This window comes from Bradyrhizobium sp. USDA 4451, assembly GCF_054822585.1.
Genome location: NZ_JBTRCH010000001.1, coordinates 3,687,045 through 3,701,967 on the forward strand (window position 1 = coordinate 3,687,045; position 14,923 = coordinate 3,701,967).

Genomic DNA, 14,923 nt, shown 5'->3' on the forward strand with positions numbered 1-14,923 from the left:
TGCTTCGTCGCTGTCGCTCCTCGCAATGACGGGGCGATAGACATGGGCGGCCTTGCTCAGGCCGCCTTCAGCTGCACCCGCTTGATCTCGCCGACGATGAACAGATAGGCGATCGCCGCGACCAGCGCGTTGGCGCCGACGAACACCAGCGCGCCGTTGAACGAGCCGGTGGCGGCGAGGATGTAGCCGATGATGATCGGCGTGGTGATCGAGGACAGATTGCCGAAGGTGTTGAACAAGCCGCCGGAGACGCCGCCGGCTTCCTTCGGCGAGGTGTCGGAGACCACGGCCCAGCCGAGCGCGCCGATGCCCTTGCCGAAGAAGGCGAGCGCCATGAAGCCGACCACCAGCGCCTGGCTGTCGACGTAGTTGCAGGCGATGATCGCCATCGACAGCAACATGCCGCCGACGATCGGGATCTTGCGCGCCATGGTCAGCGAGCCGGTGCGGCGCAGCAGGTAGTCCGAGATCACCCCGCCGAGCACGCCGCCGACGAAGCCGCACAGCGCCGGCAAGGTCGCGATGAAGCCGGCTTGCAGGATCGAGAGCCCGCGCTCCTTCACCAGATAGACCGGGAACCAGGTCAGGAAGAAATAGGTCAGTGTGTTGATGCAGTACTGGCCGATATAGACGCCGAGCATCATGCGGTTGGCGAGCAGCTGGCGGATGTGGTCCCAACTCGGGCCAGAGTCCTGCGTCTTGCCGGCCTTCGCCGCATCCATGTCGACCAGTGCGCCGCCCTCTTTGATGTAGTCGAATTCGGCCTCGTTGATCCCGGGATGGTCCTTCGGCTCGTAGATCGTCTTGATCCAGACGATTCCCATGACGATGCCGAGCCCACCCATCACGTAGAAGACGTGGCTCCAGCCATATGCGTGCGCGATCCAGCCCATCAGCGGAGCGAAGATCACGGTGGCGAAATACTGCCCGGAATTGAAGAAGGCCGATGCGGTGCCGCGCTCATTGCCGGGGAACCAGGAGGCGACGATGCGGGCATTGGCCGGAAACGACGGCGCCTCGGCGATGCCGACCAGGAAGCGCAGACCGAACAGCAGCACCACGGCCGCGCCGGCGGAGAGGAACCCGACCAGGCCCTGCATCGCGGTGAAGATCGACCAGACGATGATGCCGATGGCATACACCCATTTGGAGCCGAAGCGGTCGAGGAGCCAGCCGCACGGCACCTGTGCGATTACATAGGACCAGCCGAACGCCGAGAACACGTAGCCCATCGCGACGGGATCGAGATGCAGTTCCTTGGAGAGGGCGGGGCCGGCGATCGAGAGCGTGGCGCGGTCGGCATAGTTCACGGTGGTGACGAGAAACAGCATCGTCACGATCAACAGCCGGACGCGGGATCGCCGCACGTCGGTGGCGGACACAATTGCGCTCATTCGCGCCTCCTTGGAAATTTCCTCAGGGTCTGTCCTAGAGAGATGACGACAATGGGTCCAAGCCGAAACGGGTATTGATCCATACCGATTTTGAATGGATCGGCCCGGTGTCATTCCACCTTTGCCGCGTTTGGATGCGCGCCATAGGCGTTCGCGGCCCATCCTTCGAGGCTTCGCTATGCGAAGCGGTCGGATCGCAGAGCTCGCACCTCAGATGACGCCTTGCCAGCGGCAGTCAATTAATGTACTTGTAGTACAGTTATTGAGGGCGCAGCGTCGCGCCGAGCTGACCGAGGTCGAATCTGCATGACCACGCCACGCGACTATGAGGTGTTCGAGGCAGGTTCAGTGACCTTGCAGGGCGGCGGCGTGTTTCCGCAACTTGCGCTCGCCTACAAGACCTATGGGACGCTGAACGCGGCCAAAGACAACGTCATCCTGTATCCGACATCGTTCTCCGCGCAGCATTATGACATCGAATGGCTGGTGCAGCCGGGTGGGGCGCTCGATCCCGCGCGCTACTTCATCGTCATCGCGAACCTGTTCGGCAACGGCCTGTCATCCTCGCCCTCGAATTCGGCCGAAGTGCTCGGCGGCGCGCCGTTTCCGGCTTTCACCTATCACGATGCCATTGCGATCCAGCGGCGGCTGCTGATCGAGCGGTTTGGCGTGAGCAAGCTCGCGCTGGTCTACGGCTGGTCGATGGGCGGCATGCAGGCCTATCACTGGGCCGCGCGCTATCCCGACATGGTGGAACGTGCAGCCGTGGTCTGCGGCAGCGCAAGGTGCTCGCCGTACAACTATGTGTTCCTCGAAGCCGTGAAGGCCGCTTTGACCGCCGATCCCGCCTACCGGGACGGCCGCTTCGTCGGCAAGCCGACCGCGGGCCTTCGCGCGATGGGACGCGTCTATGCCGGCTGGGCGATGTCGCATGAGTTCTATCGCGAGGAACTCTGGCGTGCGGCCGGCTTCAACTCATTGGAAGACTACCTCGCAGGATCATGGGATGGCGCGTTCGCGCGGCGCGATGCCAATGATCTGCTGGCGCAGGTCGCGATCTGGCAGGCCGGCGACATCAGCCGCTGCGATGAATTCGGCGGCGACTTCGACCGCGCGCTCGCCGCGATCAAGGCGCATGTGCTGCTGATGCCGGGGCGGACCGACCGCTATTTCGACCCGCGCGACAACGAGGCTGAGCTCGGCCGACTGGTCAATGCGCGCTCCGCGGCGCTGCACGCGATCCCCTCGATCCACGGCCACCGCGCCGGCAATCCGATCAACAACGCCGAAGACCGCGCCTTCATCAACGCCGAGATCTCGGCGCTGCTGCAACGCTGAGATGTGAGATCACCATGAGCACCGCAGAGACCAGTGATGCCGGACCCCGCCTGAAGCCGCTCAGCCCGCTGACCTTGCGCGACCTGTCGACCAAGTCGAACCTGGCCGGCGCGGTGCGCGCAGCAAGCCATTACGGGATGATCCTGAGCGTCGGCACGCTGATCTGGCTGGTCGCATCGCGCTATGGACTCGGATGGGCGCTGCCGCTGATTGCCATCCAGGGTTACTTCGTCGCGTTCCTGTTCATGGTGGTGCATGAGACCGCGCACAAGACCGCGTTCCGCAGTCCGGCGCTCAATCTTTTCGTCGGCAATCTTTCGGCCTTCATGATCGGATTGCCCTACCAGTATTACTGCCTGTTCCACTGGGACCATCACCGCTACACCCAGGATCCGGAGAAGGACCCGGAGCTGATCGTCGGTCCGAAGCCTGCGTCCGACACCCAGCTCGCGATCGCCTATTCGGGACTGCTGCAGGTGCTGGTCCGCATCCGCCTGATGTTTCGGCACGCGCTCACCGGAGAGGTGATCGTACCGTGGATTCCGCAGCACAAGCGCGCCGCGATCGTGAGGGAAGCAAGACTCTATCTCGCCGGCTATCTGCTGCTGCTCGCGGCATCGCTCGCGCTGCACAGCGCGATCCTGCTTTGGGTGTGGCTCGTGCCGCTGCTGGCCGGGCAGCTCATCCTGCGCCCCTATCTCTATGCCGAGCATACCGGCTGCGAGCGGACGCGCAGCGCGTTCGAGAACACGCGCACCACGATGACCGGCCGGATCATGAAATGGTTCGCCTGGAACATGCCGTACCATGTCGAGCATCACGCCTATCCGACGGTGCCGTTTCATGCGCTGCCAAAGCTGAATGCCATCGTCGATGGCCACATCGTCCATCGCGGGAGAAATTACCGCGCCGTGACGCGCGAGACCTGGGCCTGGTTCCGTCGTCAGCGCTCCGCCTGAGTGTTCAAGCGTCCGTGCGCGGACGCAGCACCAGGTTGACGAGGTTGCGGGCATAAGCCGACGAGAGCGGCTTGATGCCGAAGACATAGCGATAGAACAGGCTGCCATAGATCGCGTCAAAGATGTCGCCGGGCACGCCAGGTGCGCCGATGCTGCCGTCGTTCTGGCCGGCGCTAATGATCTCGAGCATCTTGCTGCGGCGGAAGCCAAGGTAGCGCTCGTAGAATAATTCCGCTGTCCCGGTCCTCGCGATGCATTCCGAGATCACCGCAAGCTGCACCCGTCCGAACTCGCCCTGCAATGCCTCGACATAGCTTGCGACATGGCGGCGGATCCGGGCCACCGGGTTACCCGTTGCAGGCAGCGGCACGGCGCGCGAGGCCTGGTCGAGGAAGGCATCGATCAGCAAGGCTTCGCGCGACGGCCACCATTTGTAGATCGTCATCTTCGAGACGTTGGAGTGTTTGGCGATCGCGTCGATGGTAGTGGCGGCAAGGCCGGTGGTCGCCATCAGCGTATAGGCGCTTTGCAGGATCGCGGCCGTGGTGGCGGCGGAGCGCGGCCGGCCGCGCCGCCCGGTTGCCGTGTCCTCCGTCTCTGCCTTGCCGCTCGCCATGGCCGGGATTTGCGTCCTGCGTCTTTGAATCAAAGTTTGGTGTGTCGAGCATAGCACGACATCGCAGCCGGTTTGAGAGCATTGCCGGTGCTTGAGCGAAGCGCCGGGCTTGCGTGTTTGCAACCAAAGTCAGATCATGCGGTTGATATTCGGCGCTGGCTTGTGATTCTTGCCTGGCAGTGTCGGCCGAACAGGTGGACAGCAATGCGAGGACGGCCATGAGTGACCTGCTTCGCATTGCCATCGTGGGTTTCGGCGAGATCGCCGGCCGTCAGCACCTGCCTGCGATCGCGAAGACATCAGGTGCCGCATTGGTCGCGGTGGTCGATCCGGTCAAGACCCCGCCGGGCCTGCCGCATTTCCGCGATCTGCAGGAGTTGTTGCGCGACGGGCCCGAGGTCGATGCGGTCGCGCTGTGCACGCCGCCACAGCTGCGGCATGCGCAGGCCACTACCGCGCTCGCCGCGGGCAAGCATGTGCTGCTGGAGAAGCCGCCGGGCGCGACGGTTGGCGAGCTCACGCCATTGATCGCGGCCGCGCATGAGGCGAACAGGACATTGTTCGCGACATGGCATTCGCGCTACGCGCCCGCGGTCGGGCCGGCGCGGCAATTGCTCGCCGGCCGCGCGATCAGCAAGGTGAGCGTGGTCTGGAGGGAAGACGTGCGCGTCTGGCATCCGGGCCAGGCCTGGATCTTCGAGACGGGCGGTTTCGGCGTGTTCGATCCCGGCATCAACGCGCTGTCGATCCTGACCGAGATCCTGCCGCATCAGGTCTTTGTCAGGAGTGCGGTGCTGGATTTTCCCGCCAATCGCGAGGCGCCGATCGCGGCGGAGCTCGAATTGTCCGGTCCGAGCGGCCTGCCGGTCCATGCCCAGTTCGATTTCCGCCAGACCGGCGTGCCGAGCTGGGATATCGTGTGCGAGACCGAGGCCGGGCCGGTGACGCTGTCGAAAGGCGGACGGCAGCTGCGCGACGGCGACCGGCTGGTGGTCGATGCCACGGGTGAGGAATATCCCGCGCTGTACCGCCGTTTCGTCGCGCTGACATCGGACGGAAAATCCGACGTCGATCTCGCGCCCTTGCAGCTGGTCGCCGATAGCTTCATGCTGGGGCGACGGCGCTTCGTCGAGGCGTTCGAGGACTGAACATGACATCAGCCAACATTGCGCGCGCGCCCTTCGGCAAACTGCACGACGGCACGGTGGTCGAGCGCGTGACACTGCGCGGCAAACACGGCTTCGAGGCCGCCATCCTCACCTTCGGCGCCACGCTGCAAGCGCTGCTTATGCCCGATCGCGACGGGCATTGCGACGACATCGTGCTCGGCCACGACGAATTCGACGGCTATCTCGCGCAGCGCAAATTCTTCGGCGCGACCATCGGGCGCTATGCCAACCGGATCGCCGGCGGCCGCTTCGTGCTCGATGGGGAGGCGGTGAACCTCGAGGCCAACAACGGCCCCAACGCGCTGCATGGCGGGGCGCAGGGCTTTGATCGCAAGCTCTGGCGGATCGTCGAGCTCTCCGATGAACCGGGCCCGACATTGGTGCTGGAGCGCGAGAGCCCGGATGGCGAGGAGGGCTATCCGGGCAACCTGTCGACGCGGGTGACCTATCGCGTGCGCGCTCCGATGGAGCTTTCGGTCACCTACGAGGCGACGACCGACCGGCCGACTTGCGTCAACCTCACCAATCACAGCTTCTTCAATCTCGAGGGCGCGCGCTCGGGCGCACAGATCCTCGATCATCGGCTGACCATCCCCTCAGACCATTTCCTCGCGGTCGATGCCACCGCGATCCCGCTACCGGAGCCGCCGCGCTCGGTCGACGGCACGCCGTTCGATTTCCGCAAACCCACCGCGATCGGCGCCCGGATCAGGATGAATGACGAGCAGCTGCGGCTCGGGCGCGGCTATGACCACAATTTCTGCCTGGCGTCAGGCACCGGCCTGCGGCTGGCCGGGCGCCTCGAGGCGCCGCTCAGCGGTCGCGTGATGGAGATGTTCACCGATCAGCCGGGATTGCAGTTCTATTCCGGCAACTTCCTCGACGGCTCGACCGCCGGCAAGGGTGACCGGCTGTACCGGCAATCCGATGCGCTGTGTCTCGAACCGCATGCCTGGCCGGACACGCCGAACCGGCCCGACTTTCCGTCGGCGCGGCTCGATCCCGGGCAAATCTATCGGCGCAGCATCGTCTACCGCTTTGCAACCGTGTGAGTGACGCCATGACCGATCGTGCCGCCGAACCGTTGATCGAAGACGTGCCTACATCCGTGCTGTCGGCCGAGCGCTGTCATCTCGGCGAAGGCCCGACCTATGATGCGTCAACCGACACGGCGTGGTGGTTTGACATCCGCGAGCGGCGCCTGTTCGAGCATCGTTTTGCCGACGGCATTACCGTCATTCACGCGCTGCCGAACATGGCGAGCGCATTGGCGCGGATCGACGGCGAACGACAGCTGATGCTGACCGAAGATGGGCTTTATGTCCGGCAGGTCGCCGATGGCCGCCTCGAACTGTTCGCCGCGCTGGAGGCGGACAATCCGGTGACGCGCTCCAACGATGCCCGCGTGCATCCGTCCGGCACGTTCTGGCTCGGCACCATGGGGCGTCAGGCCGAGCCGGGTGCCGGCGCGATCTACGCGCTGCATCGCGGCCGCATCACGCGGCTTTATCCCGGGATCACGATCCCGAATGCGATCTGCTTCTCGCCCGCGGGCGATATCGGCTATTTCGCCGACACCGCGACCAACGTGCTGCATCGCGTGCCGCTCGATCCGTCAACCGGACTGCCGACGGGCGAGCCAACCGAATTGATCAGGCATCGCGGTGTCGGCGGGCTCGACGGCGCGGTCGTCGATGCCGACGGGCTGATCTGGAACGCACGCTGGGGCGGCGGCTGCGTCGATACCTACGATCCGAGCGGCCGCCATTTGCGTTCGCTGAAAGTGCCGGCGAAGCGGTCGAGCTGCCCTTGCTTTGTCGGCCGCGATTTTTCACGCCTGCTGGTGACCTCGGCCTGGCAGGATATGGACGAGGCGCAGCGCGCGTCCGATCCGGGACACGGCCAAACCTTCTTGCTCGAGGCCGCGGCGCGCGGGCGTGCCGAGCCTGACGTCAAACTGTCCTGACGGAAGCGGGTGCGGGCCGCCTTGTTGACGTGACCTGATGATTTGGACGATAGTACAAATATGGTCCCAAGCCTGCCAAACCCGATAAGAAGGCCGACGTGAAGGCCGCCGCCAGCACCCGCAAGCCGAACATGCGCGAGGCGATCCTCGCCGCGGCGGAGGAGCTGTTCTCGACCTACGGCTTCAACGCCGTCTCGGTGCGCGACATCGCGCAGGCGGCCGGCGCCAATCCCGGCAGCGTCACCTATCACTTCAAGACCAAGGACGGCCTGCTGCTGGAAATCTATCGGCGGCATTGCGGCCCGATGAACCGGCGGCGCTCCGAGCTGCTGGCGGCGGCGCGGCGGGTGCGCGATGTGCAGGACCGGCTCGAGGCGATCGTGCGCGCCTATGTGCTGCCGGCCTTCACCTCGGGCAGCGATCTCGCCGGCGGCGGCACGCGGTTCACGCGGCTGCGCGCCATCATGTCGGCCGAAGGCAACGAGGTGGTGCGCAAGATCATCGCGCAGACGTTCGACGACACCAGCCATGAATTCATCGACGCGATCAATGACAGTCTGCCGCATGTTCCGCGCACCGACCTGGTCTGGCGCGGCCACTTCCTGCTCGGCGCGCTCTATTACACGCTGGTGACGCCGGAGCGCGTCTCGCGGCTGTCGCGCGGCAGCGCCGACGGCACCGATGCCGGCCATGCCATCGAGCAGCTGGTGCGCGCCACCGTCGCCGCACTGCAGGCCGCGCCGCTCGATCAAGCCGCGCCCGCGCCGCGCAAGGCCGCCAGCGCCAATCCAGGACGAGCGCTGACCTGACCCTGCGGAGTTCGTCTTCATGGAGAAACTTCGGCTGCGCACGGTGCTCGGCAATCACCCGCACATCCAGGCGGTGAAGAATGGTGAGCTGCGCTCGGAGCTGTTCGACCTCGATTTCATCGAGTTCACGCCGACCAATGCCGCGTTCAAGCCGATGGTGCGCGAACAGGCGTTCGACGTCTGCGAGATGGCGATCGTGACCTACCTGATGGCGCGCGCCCATGGCAAGCCGCTGGTGCTGCTGCCGGCGGCGATGGTCGGCCGCTTCCAGCACGGCCATGCACTTTGCCGCGCCGACCGCGGCGCGCTCACGCCTGCCGATCTCGAAGGCAAGCGGCTCGGCATCCGCTCGTTCACGACCACGACCGGCGCATGGATACGCGGCATCCTCGCCAACGACCATGGCGTCAATCTCGACCGCATCAACTGGGTCACGTTCGAGGACCCGCACGTCGCCGAATATGTCGACAGCACCGAACGCGCGCCGCAAGGCAAAGCCATCCTCCAGATGTTGAAGGACGGCGAGCTCGACGCCGTGCTGGGCGAGACCTCGAGCGACCCGGCGCTCAAGCCATTGTTCGCCGATCCGGCCGCAGCGGCAGCGCGGTGGTATGCGCAGCATGGCGTCGTGCCGGTCAATCATCTGGTCGTGGTGACCGAGCGGCTCGCGACGTCGCGGCCCGATGTGGTGCAGAGCCTCTACGATCTCCTGACGCGCGCCAAGGCCGAGGCCGGGCCGCCCGGCGTGCCTGATATGGTGCCGTTCGGCGTCGAGGCCAACCGCAAGCCGCTCGCATTGATGATCGACTATTGCGCCCAGCAGGCACTGATCCCCCGGCGCGTCGCGGTCGACGAGCTGTTCGACGACACAACACGGGACTTGAACTGATGACCATCTCCGGCGATCCGAGGCAATGGCAGGTCGGCATGCTCGGCTATGGCGAGGTCGGCCGCATCCTGGCCGAAGACCTGCGCCGGCAAGGCGTCAAGGTCTTTGCCTACGACATCAAGCTCGACCGCGGGCAAGGCGTGCCGCTGCGCGCCCATGCGGCGGAGATCGGCGTCGCGCTCGCGCAATCCCATGCCGATCTCGCGGCGCGGGCCGATCTCATCATCTCGGCGGTGACGGCGAGCCAGGCGGTGCCGGTGGCGGAAGCCTGCGCGCCGGCGATCCGCAACGGCGCCTGGTTTCTCGATTTCAATTCGGCCTCGCCCGGCGCCAAGCAGCGCGCGGCGGCCCAGATCGATGGCGCCGGTGGCCGCTATGTCGAGGGCGCGGTGATGACCTCGCTGCCGCCGTACCGGATCAAGGTGCCGCTGCTGCTCGGCGGCCACGGCGGGCGGGAGCTCGCGCCGCACTTGATCGCGCTCGGCTTCGCGGCGAAGGTCGCCAGTGACGAGCTCGGCGTGTCCTCGGCCGTGAAGATGTGTCGCAGCATCATGATCAAGGGGCTGGAGGCGATGGTGATCGAGTGCTTCACCACCGCGCGTGCCTATGGCGTCGAGGATGCGGTGCTCGCCTCGCTCAAGGAGACCTTTCCGGGCATCGACTGGGAGAAGCAGGGCGCCTATTTCTTCCAGCGGGTGATCGAGCACGGCCGCCGCCGCGCCGAGGAGGTCCGCGAGGTGGCGGAGACCGTGCGCGAGGCCCAGCTCACGCCGTGGTCGGCGTCGGGCACCGCCGAGCGGCAAGCCTGGGTCGCCGACCTCGCCGACGACGGCGTGTTCGGCGCCAAGGGAACGCCGGACTTCGCCCGCAGTGCCGACTGGCGCACCGAGGCCGATCGGATCCTGGCCCGGGTCAATCCGGGATCACGCAGGACAACGGCGTGATCGCCGGACGGCAGCGCGCGGGACTTCAGGTTGAGACCGACAGCCTGGCGATCTCGGCCGCGTCGGGCAGGTTCTCGACATTCCAGCACGCGTCCATGACGCGTCGGGCCGCTGCCGCCGGAATGATGCCCTCGGCGAGGTCGGCGAATTTGGTCTCGAGCTGCTTGTCGGTCATCGGAACCTCGACGCTGCCGATGGCATGCTCGATATAGCGGTGCAGCGTGCGCCCGTCCTTGAGCACGATGGTCATGTCGACCTGCGCCGGATCGATGCCCGGCGTGATCACCGGCATCACCTTCGACCGCAGCGCGACGACGGTCGGATCGGTCACCGCGCGGTCGCTGAACTGCTTCTCGCCGCCGGCGCCCTCGACCAGCGCGACGGCAACCGCGTGATAGATGCTGAACTTGCCTTCGAGACCTTCGCGCGGCGTCTTCTTACCGGTCAATTCGAGCACCAGCGGATGTACCTTGAGATCGATGCGCTCGATCTGGTCGGCCGTCAGTTTGTTCTCGTTGCGCAGCTGGATCGCGGCGTCGATCGCCGGATGCATCACGATGCCGCAAGCAAACGGCTTGTAGGTGTTGAGCGCGGCTTCATAGCGCTTGCCGAGGTCGCCGAGGATCTCGTTGTAGTCCTGCTTGGTGCTGATGGTGTTGGCCCAGCCGCGCTTGGCTTCGATCATGCTGTCTGAGGAGGTGAAATTCTTCGCGGCCAGCATCGCGGCGAAGATGCCGTTCGATGCGGCGCGGCCCGGATTGAAGCTCTTGTTCATCGAGCCGAAGGATTCGCGCAGGCCCACCGGCTGCGACGCGGCAAGGCCGAGCGCCCACACCATCTGCTGCTCGTTGAGGTTCAGCAGCTTGCCGACCGCAGCCGCCGAGCCGAACACGCCCGCGGTGCCGGTGATATGCCAGCCGACGTCGTAATGGTTGGGATAGACGGCGTTGCCAATCCGGCATTCGGTCTCGACCCCCAGCACCAGCGCGTTGAGGAAGTCCTTGCCCGACACATGCTGCATCTCCGACAGCGCGAGGATGGCCGACGCCACCGGCCCGGCCGGATGGATGATGGTCTTCAAATGAGTGTCGTCGTAGTCGAAGATGTGGCTCGATACGCCGTTGAGAAAGGCGGCGTTCATGATGTCGAAACGCTCGCGCCGCCCGAACAGCGAGGCCTGCGCCGGGCCCGAGAACGGCGCCAGTGCGGAGACCGCGATGTCGACGGTCTGATGATGCGAGCCGCCGATCGCGACGCCGACCCAGTTCAGCAGCGTGCGGACGCCTTCCTTGCGGACATTGGCCGGCAAGTCGTCGTACTTTGCCGCGACGAGATAATGCGCGAGCTTGCGCGTCACGTCCTGCGCGGGCTTGGGCTCGGACTTGGTCGGCGCGGCCGGCGTCTGCGCGACTGCCGCGGTTGCCGCCGATGCGACGAAGGGGATGGTGGCCGCAGCCTGCAGCAACGATCGGCGGTCGGTGATCGACATGGTGGTCTCCCGGAGTAAGATGGGTATCGAAGCGGCTGTTTGAGCCGATCCTGGACCGACCGTAGCAGGCGATGTCGGTCGGGAGCAGGTGTGCAAGACGGCTGCCTGTTTCGCTCGCGCAGCCGCTTGACGAAGACGGCGGAGTCGTTTTTGACAGCCGGTTTGGCGTGGCGCAAGCAGGCAATTGTTGCCGAATGCAATCGTGATATGACGGCCCTGGTCGCCGCTTGTCACGGTGAATCCGTCGCGTTCCCTGACGCTGCGGAATAGGCTATTGCTCGGACCGCATCTCGCGTCGCGCGGCTCTGACGGAACGCGCAAACCGAAACTCCTGGAGACACGCCCATGAAAAATTCCGGCAAGGTCGTCGCCATCACCGGTGCGTCGCGCGGCATCGGCAAGGCCTGCGCGGCGCGTTTCCTGTCCGATGGTGCCAGGGTCGTCATCTCCGATGTCGATGCTTCCGGGCTGGTCCACGCCGCCCAGGAACTCGGACATGAGGACCGGCTGCGGGCGGTCGAGGCCGATGTCAGCAAGCGCGCCGATGTCGATCGCATCGTCGCCCACGCGGTGAAGGAGTTCGGCCGGCTCGACGTCATGGTCAACAATGCCGGCGTCGCGCGCAACCGCGACTTCCTCGACATCAGCGAGGCCGAGTTCGACGATGTGATGGGGATCAACCTCAAGGGCGCGTTCTTCGGCGTCCAGGCCGCGGCGCGCCAGATGATCGCGCAGGGCGGTGGCGGCGTCGTGGTCAACATGTCCTCGGTCAACGCGCTGCTCGCGATCCCCTCGCTCGCGACCTATGCGATGTCCAAGGGCGCGATGAAGCAGCTCACGTCGGTCGCCGCGGTGGCGCTGGCGCCGCACGGCATCCGCGTCGTGGCGGTCGGGCCCGGCACGATCCTGACCGAGATGGTGGCAACCGCGATCTTCTCGTCGGAGGACGCGCGGCGCAGCGTGCTGTCGCGGACGCCTGCCGGCCGCTGCGGCGAGCCGAGCGAGGTCGCCTCCGTCGTGGCCTTCCTCGCCAGCGACGATGCCTCGTACATCACCGGCCAGACCATCTATCCGGACGGCGGCCGGTTGATCCTCAACTACACGGTGCCGGTCACCGACAAGAAGTAGGGCGCTGCCAAAATATCGAAGAACAACCCCATGCAAAGGAGCCGCCGGTAGCCGGTTGCCGGCGTTCGATCAGGTTGAGCATCGTCTCCCTTCGTCATTCCGGGGCGTGCGAAGCACGAGCCCGGAATCCATCGCGCTGCATCAATTGTGGTGGAATGGATTCCGGGCTCTCGCTTCGCGAGCCCCGGAATGACGAGCGGATGAGGGCACCGTTACCGGCCCTCGAACTTCGGCTTGCGCTTTTCCATGAAGGCGTTGCGGCCTTCGCGGAAGTCGGCGCTGTCCATGCAGTCGATGCCGATCTGCCTGATCGCGGCCATGTCGCGGTCGGCGGGATCCTTCAGCACCTGCGCGATGGTGATCTTGGCGGCCTTGATCGCCAGCGGGGCGTTGGCTGAAATGGTGCGCGCGATCTCCATGGTCGCATCCCACAGTTCGGCATCGGGCAGCACGCGGTCGACGAGGCCGATCCGCAGCGCTTCCGCGGAGTCGATCCGCATGCCGGTATACATGATCAGCCGCGCCCAGGACGGCCCGACCAGCGACACCAGATGGCGCAGCCCGTCATAACCGTAGGCGATGCCGAGCTTGGCGGCGGGAATGCCGAACTGGCCGCTTGAGCCGGAGATGCGGATATCGGTCAGCATCGCGACCTGCATGCCGCCGCCGAGGCAGAAGCCGCGGATGCAGGCGATCGTCGGCTTCGGATAGTCGGCGAGCAAGGCGCGCTGGGCGGCGCTGCGCCGTGAATAGTCCTCGGAAGCCGCGGCATTGTGCCTGGTCTTCTCGAACTGGCTGATATCGGCGCCCGATACGAACGCCTTGTCGCCGGCGCCGACCAGGATCACGACGCGGACGGCCGGATCATCGCGCAAGGCGGTCAGCGCCTCGCCGAGTCCCTCCCACATCTCCAGCGACATCGCATTGCGCTTGTCGGGATTGTTGAAGGTGATGACGCCGACGCCGTCGACCACGCTTTGCAGGATCTTGCCGTCGGCGAGCGATCGATCTGAGGTGTTTGGCATGGAGGATCCGGTCCGATTTCAGTCAAGGCTAGCACCCGGCCCCGCGCCGGAGCAGGCGGTTTAGGGCACGGCGCGATTGCACCGGCGTGCGGCAATTCTTCCGGTAGTTGTACGGCTCGCAAAATAAACTGTCGAGAAAGGGTTGCGCCATAGAGTGCGCCACCCGCGTTGCGTGCCGGCTTAACGTTTTCCTAGCTTTTCGACGGTACGAATATACGCACCTGCGCGCAGGGATCACCCCGCGGCGCGCGGGGGCGCGTGCCACAGCCTCCCCGCTGCCATCGCGTCGGTAGCGGATGTCCCACCTCCGGACCGGCAGGGACGCCGGTCAACCCCGACCTCCGTGCACTCAGATCGCCTCGGGCGAGGTCCAGTCGTGTCCGTCGAAAAGTTTCTCAAGCAACGCGGTGTCAGAATCACGGTCAACGGCAGCTATACGCTGCCGAACTGGTACGATGCGCAGGGCAAATTGCGCACCTTCGCCTGCCGCACCACGCGCGTCTCGCCGTTCCGCATGATCGTGGACGTGCCCGTGGTCGGCAAGATCGGCGACCGGCTGACCTCTTACTTCGAGGAGTTCGGCAAGTTCGAGGGCTGCATCACCGACACGATGAGCGGCAGCTTCCTGCTCGAGCTCGAGATGACGCATGCGATGCGGGAGAAGTTCGCCGACAAGCTGACCTGGATCGAGAAGAAGCAGAAGGATCCGAGCGTCCGCGAGGCGCGCAACAATCCGCGTTTCGTTCCGGCCGCCCCGCACGCCATGCTGACCTTGGCGGATGGCACCATGCAGAGCTGCTTCATCATCGACATGTCGCTGTCGGGCGCGGCGGTATCCTCGGAGGTACAGCCGCCGGTCGGCATGCCGCTTGCGATCGGCGCCTGCGTCGGACGCGTGGTCCGGCATCTGCCGAACGGCTTCGCCATCAAGTTCGTCGAGACCTACAAGCAGAACGAACTGGCGCGCCTGATCGCGCGCAAGTCCAAGGAGCTGCTGGTGTCCGACGCGGACTCCGTTGCCTAGGGCGAGTGCTCACAAATCTCGTGCGCGCGTGCGGGAATAGCGATGTCCGAGTTTTCCTCCAAAGCAGACGTCACCGACGCCTGGGTGAATGTCCGCAAAGGGGCCACAACCGGACATCAACGAGACAATGGCAGAGTCACGGGCGCTTGTTAGCCCGCAGCCTGCCGGCCACA

Annotated in this window: 14 protein-coding genes; 10 read left to right on the forward strand and 4 right to left on the reverse strand. The window is 65.4% G+C overall.

Features of this window, described 5'->3' with window-relative positions; all coding sequences use genetic code 11:
• Nucleotides 1-56: 56 nt before the first annotated feature.
• On the reverse strand, nt 57-1,394 hold the full coding sequence (locus ACVMB0_RS17020; protein WP_461347034.1) for an MFS transporter: 1,338 nt from the start codon (nt 1,392-1,394) through the stop codon (nt 57-59).
• A 306-nt stretch (nt 1,395-1,700) separates the two neighbouring features.
• On the opposite strand from ACVMB0_RS17020, the gene ACVMB0_RS17025 reads away from it, so the two are divergent.
• On the forward strand, nt 1,701-2,732 hold the full coding sequence (locus ACVMB0_RS17025) for an alpha/beta fold hydrolase (protein WP_461347035.1): 1,032 nt from the start codon (nt 1,701-1,703) through the stop codon (nt 2,730-2,732).
• 14 nt (nt 2,733-2,746) lie between these two features.
• On the forward strand, nt 2,747-3,691 hold the full coding sequence (locus ACVMB0_RS17030; protein ID WP_461347036.1) for a fatty acid desaturase: 945 nt from the start codon (nt 2,747-2,749) through the stop codon (nt 3,689-3,691).
• Between the two features lie 4 nt (nt 3,692-3,695).
• On the opposite strand, the gene ACVMB0_RS17035 is transcribed toward ACVMB0_RS17030, so the two are convergent.
• On the reverse strand, nt 3,696-4,307 hold the full coding sequence (locus tag ACVMB0_RS17035; RefSeq protein WP_461347037.1) for a TetR/AcrR family transcriptional regulator: 612 nt from the start codon (nt 4,305-4,307) through the stop codon (nt 3,696-3,698).
• 218 nt (nt 4,308-4,525) lie between these two features.
• On the opposite strand from ACVMB0_RS17035, the gene ACVMB0_RS17040 reads away from it, so the two are divergent.
• The 6 genes from ACVMB0_RS17040 (at nt 4,526) to ACVMB0_RS17065 (ending at nt 10,084) form a co-directional block, all read left to right on the forward strand.
• Nucleotides 4,526-5,455, forward strand: a complete 930-nt coding sequence (locus tag ACVMB0_RS17040) for a Gfo/Idh/MocA family protein (RefSeq protein ID WP_461347038.1) — start codon at nt 4,526-4,528, stop codon at nt 5,453-5,455.
• 2 nt (nt 5,456-5,457) lie between these two features.
• Nucleotides 5,458-6,528 carry an aldose epimerase family protein gene (locus ACVMB0_RS17045; RefSeq protein ID WP_461347039.1) on the forward strand — a complete coding sequence of 357 codons (1,071 nt, stop codon included), beginning with the start codon at nt 5,458-5,460 and terminating at the stop codon, nt 6,526-6,528.
• A 35-nt stretch (nt 6,529-6,563) separates the two neighbouring features.
• Nucleotides 6,564-7,442: an SMP-30/gluconolactonase/LRE family protein gene (locus ACVMB0_RS17050; RefSeq protein WP_461349667.1), complete on the forward strand. Its 879-nt coding sequence runs from the start codon at nt 6,564-6,566 to the stop codon at nt 7,440-7,442.
• Between the two features lie 131 nt (nt 7,443-7,573).
• Nucleotides 7,574-8,251, forward strand: coding sequence for a TetR/AcrR family transcriptional regulator (locus ACVMB0_RS17055; RefSeq protein WP_461349668.1), 678 nt, complete (start codon nt 7,574-7,576; stop codon nt 8,249-8,251).
• Between the two features lie 19 nt (nt 8,252-8,270).
• Nucleotides 8,271-9,140, forward strand: a complete 870-nt coding sequence (locus ACVMB0_RS17060; RefSeq protein WP_461347040.1) for an ABC transporter substrate-binding protein — start codon at nt 8,271-8,273, stop codon at nt 9,138-9,140.
• A 5-nt stretch (nt 9,141-9,145) separates the two neighbouring features.
• Complete coding sequence (locus ACVMB0_RS17065; protein WP_461349669.1) at nt 9,146-10,084, forward strand: DUF1932 domain-containing protein; 939 nt, start codon at nt 9,146-9,148, stop codon at nt 10,082-10,084.
• Nucleotides 10,085-10,109: 25 nt separating this feature from the next.
• Here the strand turns inward: ACVMB0_RS17065 and ACVMB0_RS17070 are convergent, their stop codons facing one another.
• Nucleotides 10,110-11,573 (reverse strand): MmgE/PrpD family protein, encoded by a 1,464-nt coding sequence (locus tag ACVMB0_RS17070; protein ID WP_461347041.1) that lies wholly within the window; start codon nt 11,571-11,573, stop codon nt 10,110-10,112.
• 345 nt (nt 11,574-11,918) lie between these two features.
• On the opposite strand from ACVMB0_RS17070, the gene ACVMB0_RS17075 reads away from it, so the two are divergent.
• A complete protein-coding gene (locus ACVMB0_RS17075; protein ID WP_461347042.1) occupies nt 11,919-12,701 on the forward strand; it encodes an SDR family NAD(P)-dependent oxidoreductase in 783 nt (260 codons plus the stop codon).
• Between the two features lie 212 nt (nt 12,702-12,913).
• Here ACVMB0_RS17075 and ACVMB0_RS17080 read toward each other — a convergent pair whose 3' ends face one another.
• Nucleotides 12,914-13,726, reverse strand: coding sequence for an enoyl-CoA hydratase (locus ACVMB0_RS17080; protein WP_461347043.1), 813 nt, complete (start codon nt 13,724-13,726; stop codon nt 12,914-12,916).
• A 376-nt stretch (nt 13,727-14,102) separates the two neighbouring features.
• Between ACVMB0_RS17080 and ACVMB0_RS17085 the strand changes: the two genes are divergently transcribed.
• Nucleotides 14,103-14,750 carry a PilZ domain-containing protein gene (locus ACVMB0_RS17085; RefSeq protein ID WP_456749743.1) on the forward strand — a complete coding sequence of 216 codons (648 nt, stop codon included), beginning with the start codon at nt 14,103-14,105 and terminating at the stop codon, nt 14,748-14,750.
• Nucleotides 14,751-14,923: the final 173 nt, after the last annotated feature.

Excerpts from the sequence above, each read along its gene's own strand:
- ACVMB0_RS17020 (WP_461347034.1), bottom strand. The coding sequence starts at position 1,394 with ATGAGCGCAATTGTGTCCGCCACCGACGTGCGGCGATCCCGCGTCCGG.
- ACVMB0_RS17025 (WP_461347035.1), top strand. The coding sequence starts at position 1,701 with ATGACCACGCCACGCGACTATGAGGTGTTCGAGGCAGGTTCAGTGACC.
- ACVMB0_RS17030 (WP_461347036.1), top strand. The coding sequence starts at position 2,747 with ATGAGCACCGCAGAGACCAGTGATGCCGGACCCCGCCTGAAGCCGCTC.
- ACVMB0_RS17035 (WP_461347037.1), bottom strand. The coding sequence starts at position 4,307 with ATGGCGAGCGGCAAGGCAGAGACGGAGGACACGGCAACCGGGCGGCGC.
- ACVMB0_RS17040 (WP_461347038.1), top strand. The coding sequence starts at position 4,526 with ATGAGTGACCTGCTTCGCATTGCCATCGTGGGTTTCGGCGAGATCGCC.
- ACVMB0_RS17045 (WP_461347039.1), top strand. The coding sequence starts at position 5,458 with ATGACATCAGCCAACATTGCGCGCGCGCCCTTCGGCAAACTGCACGAC.
- ACVMB0_RS17055 (WP_461349668.1), top strand. The coding sequence starts at position 7,574 with ATGCGCGAGGCGATCCTCGCCGCGGCGGAGGAGCTGTTCTCGACCTAC.
- ACVMB0_RS17060 (WP_461347040.1), top strand. The coding sequence starts at position 8,271 with ATGGAGAAACTTCGGCTGCGCACGGTGCTCGGCAATCACCCGCACATC.
- ACVMB0_RS17070 (WP_461347041.1), bottom strand. The coding sequence starts at position 11,573 with ATGTCGATCACCGACCGCCGATCGTTGCTGCAGGCTGCGGCCACCATC.
- ACVMB0_RS17075 (WP_461347042.1), top strand. The coding sequence starts at position 11,919 with ATGAAAAATTCCGGCAAGGTCGTCGCCATCACCGGTGCGTCGCGCGGC.
- ACVMB0_RS17080 (WP_461347043.1), bottom strand. The coding sequence starts at position 13,726 with ATGCCAAACACCTCAGATCGATCGCTCGCCGACGGCAAGATCCTGCAA.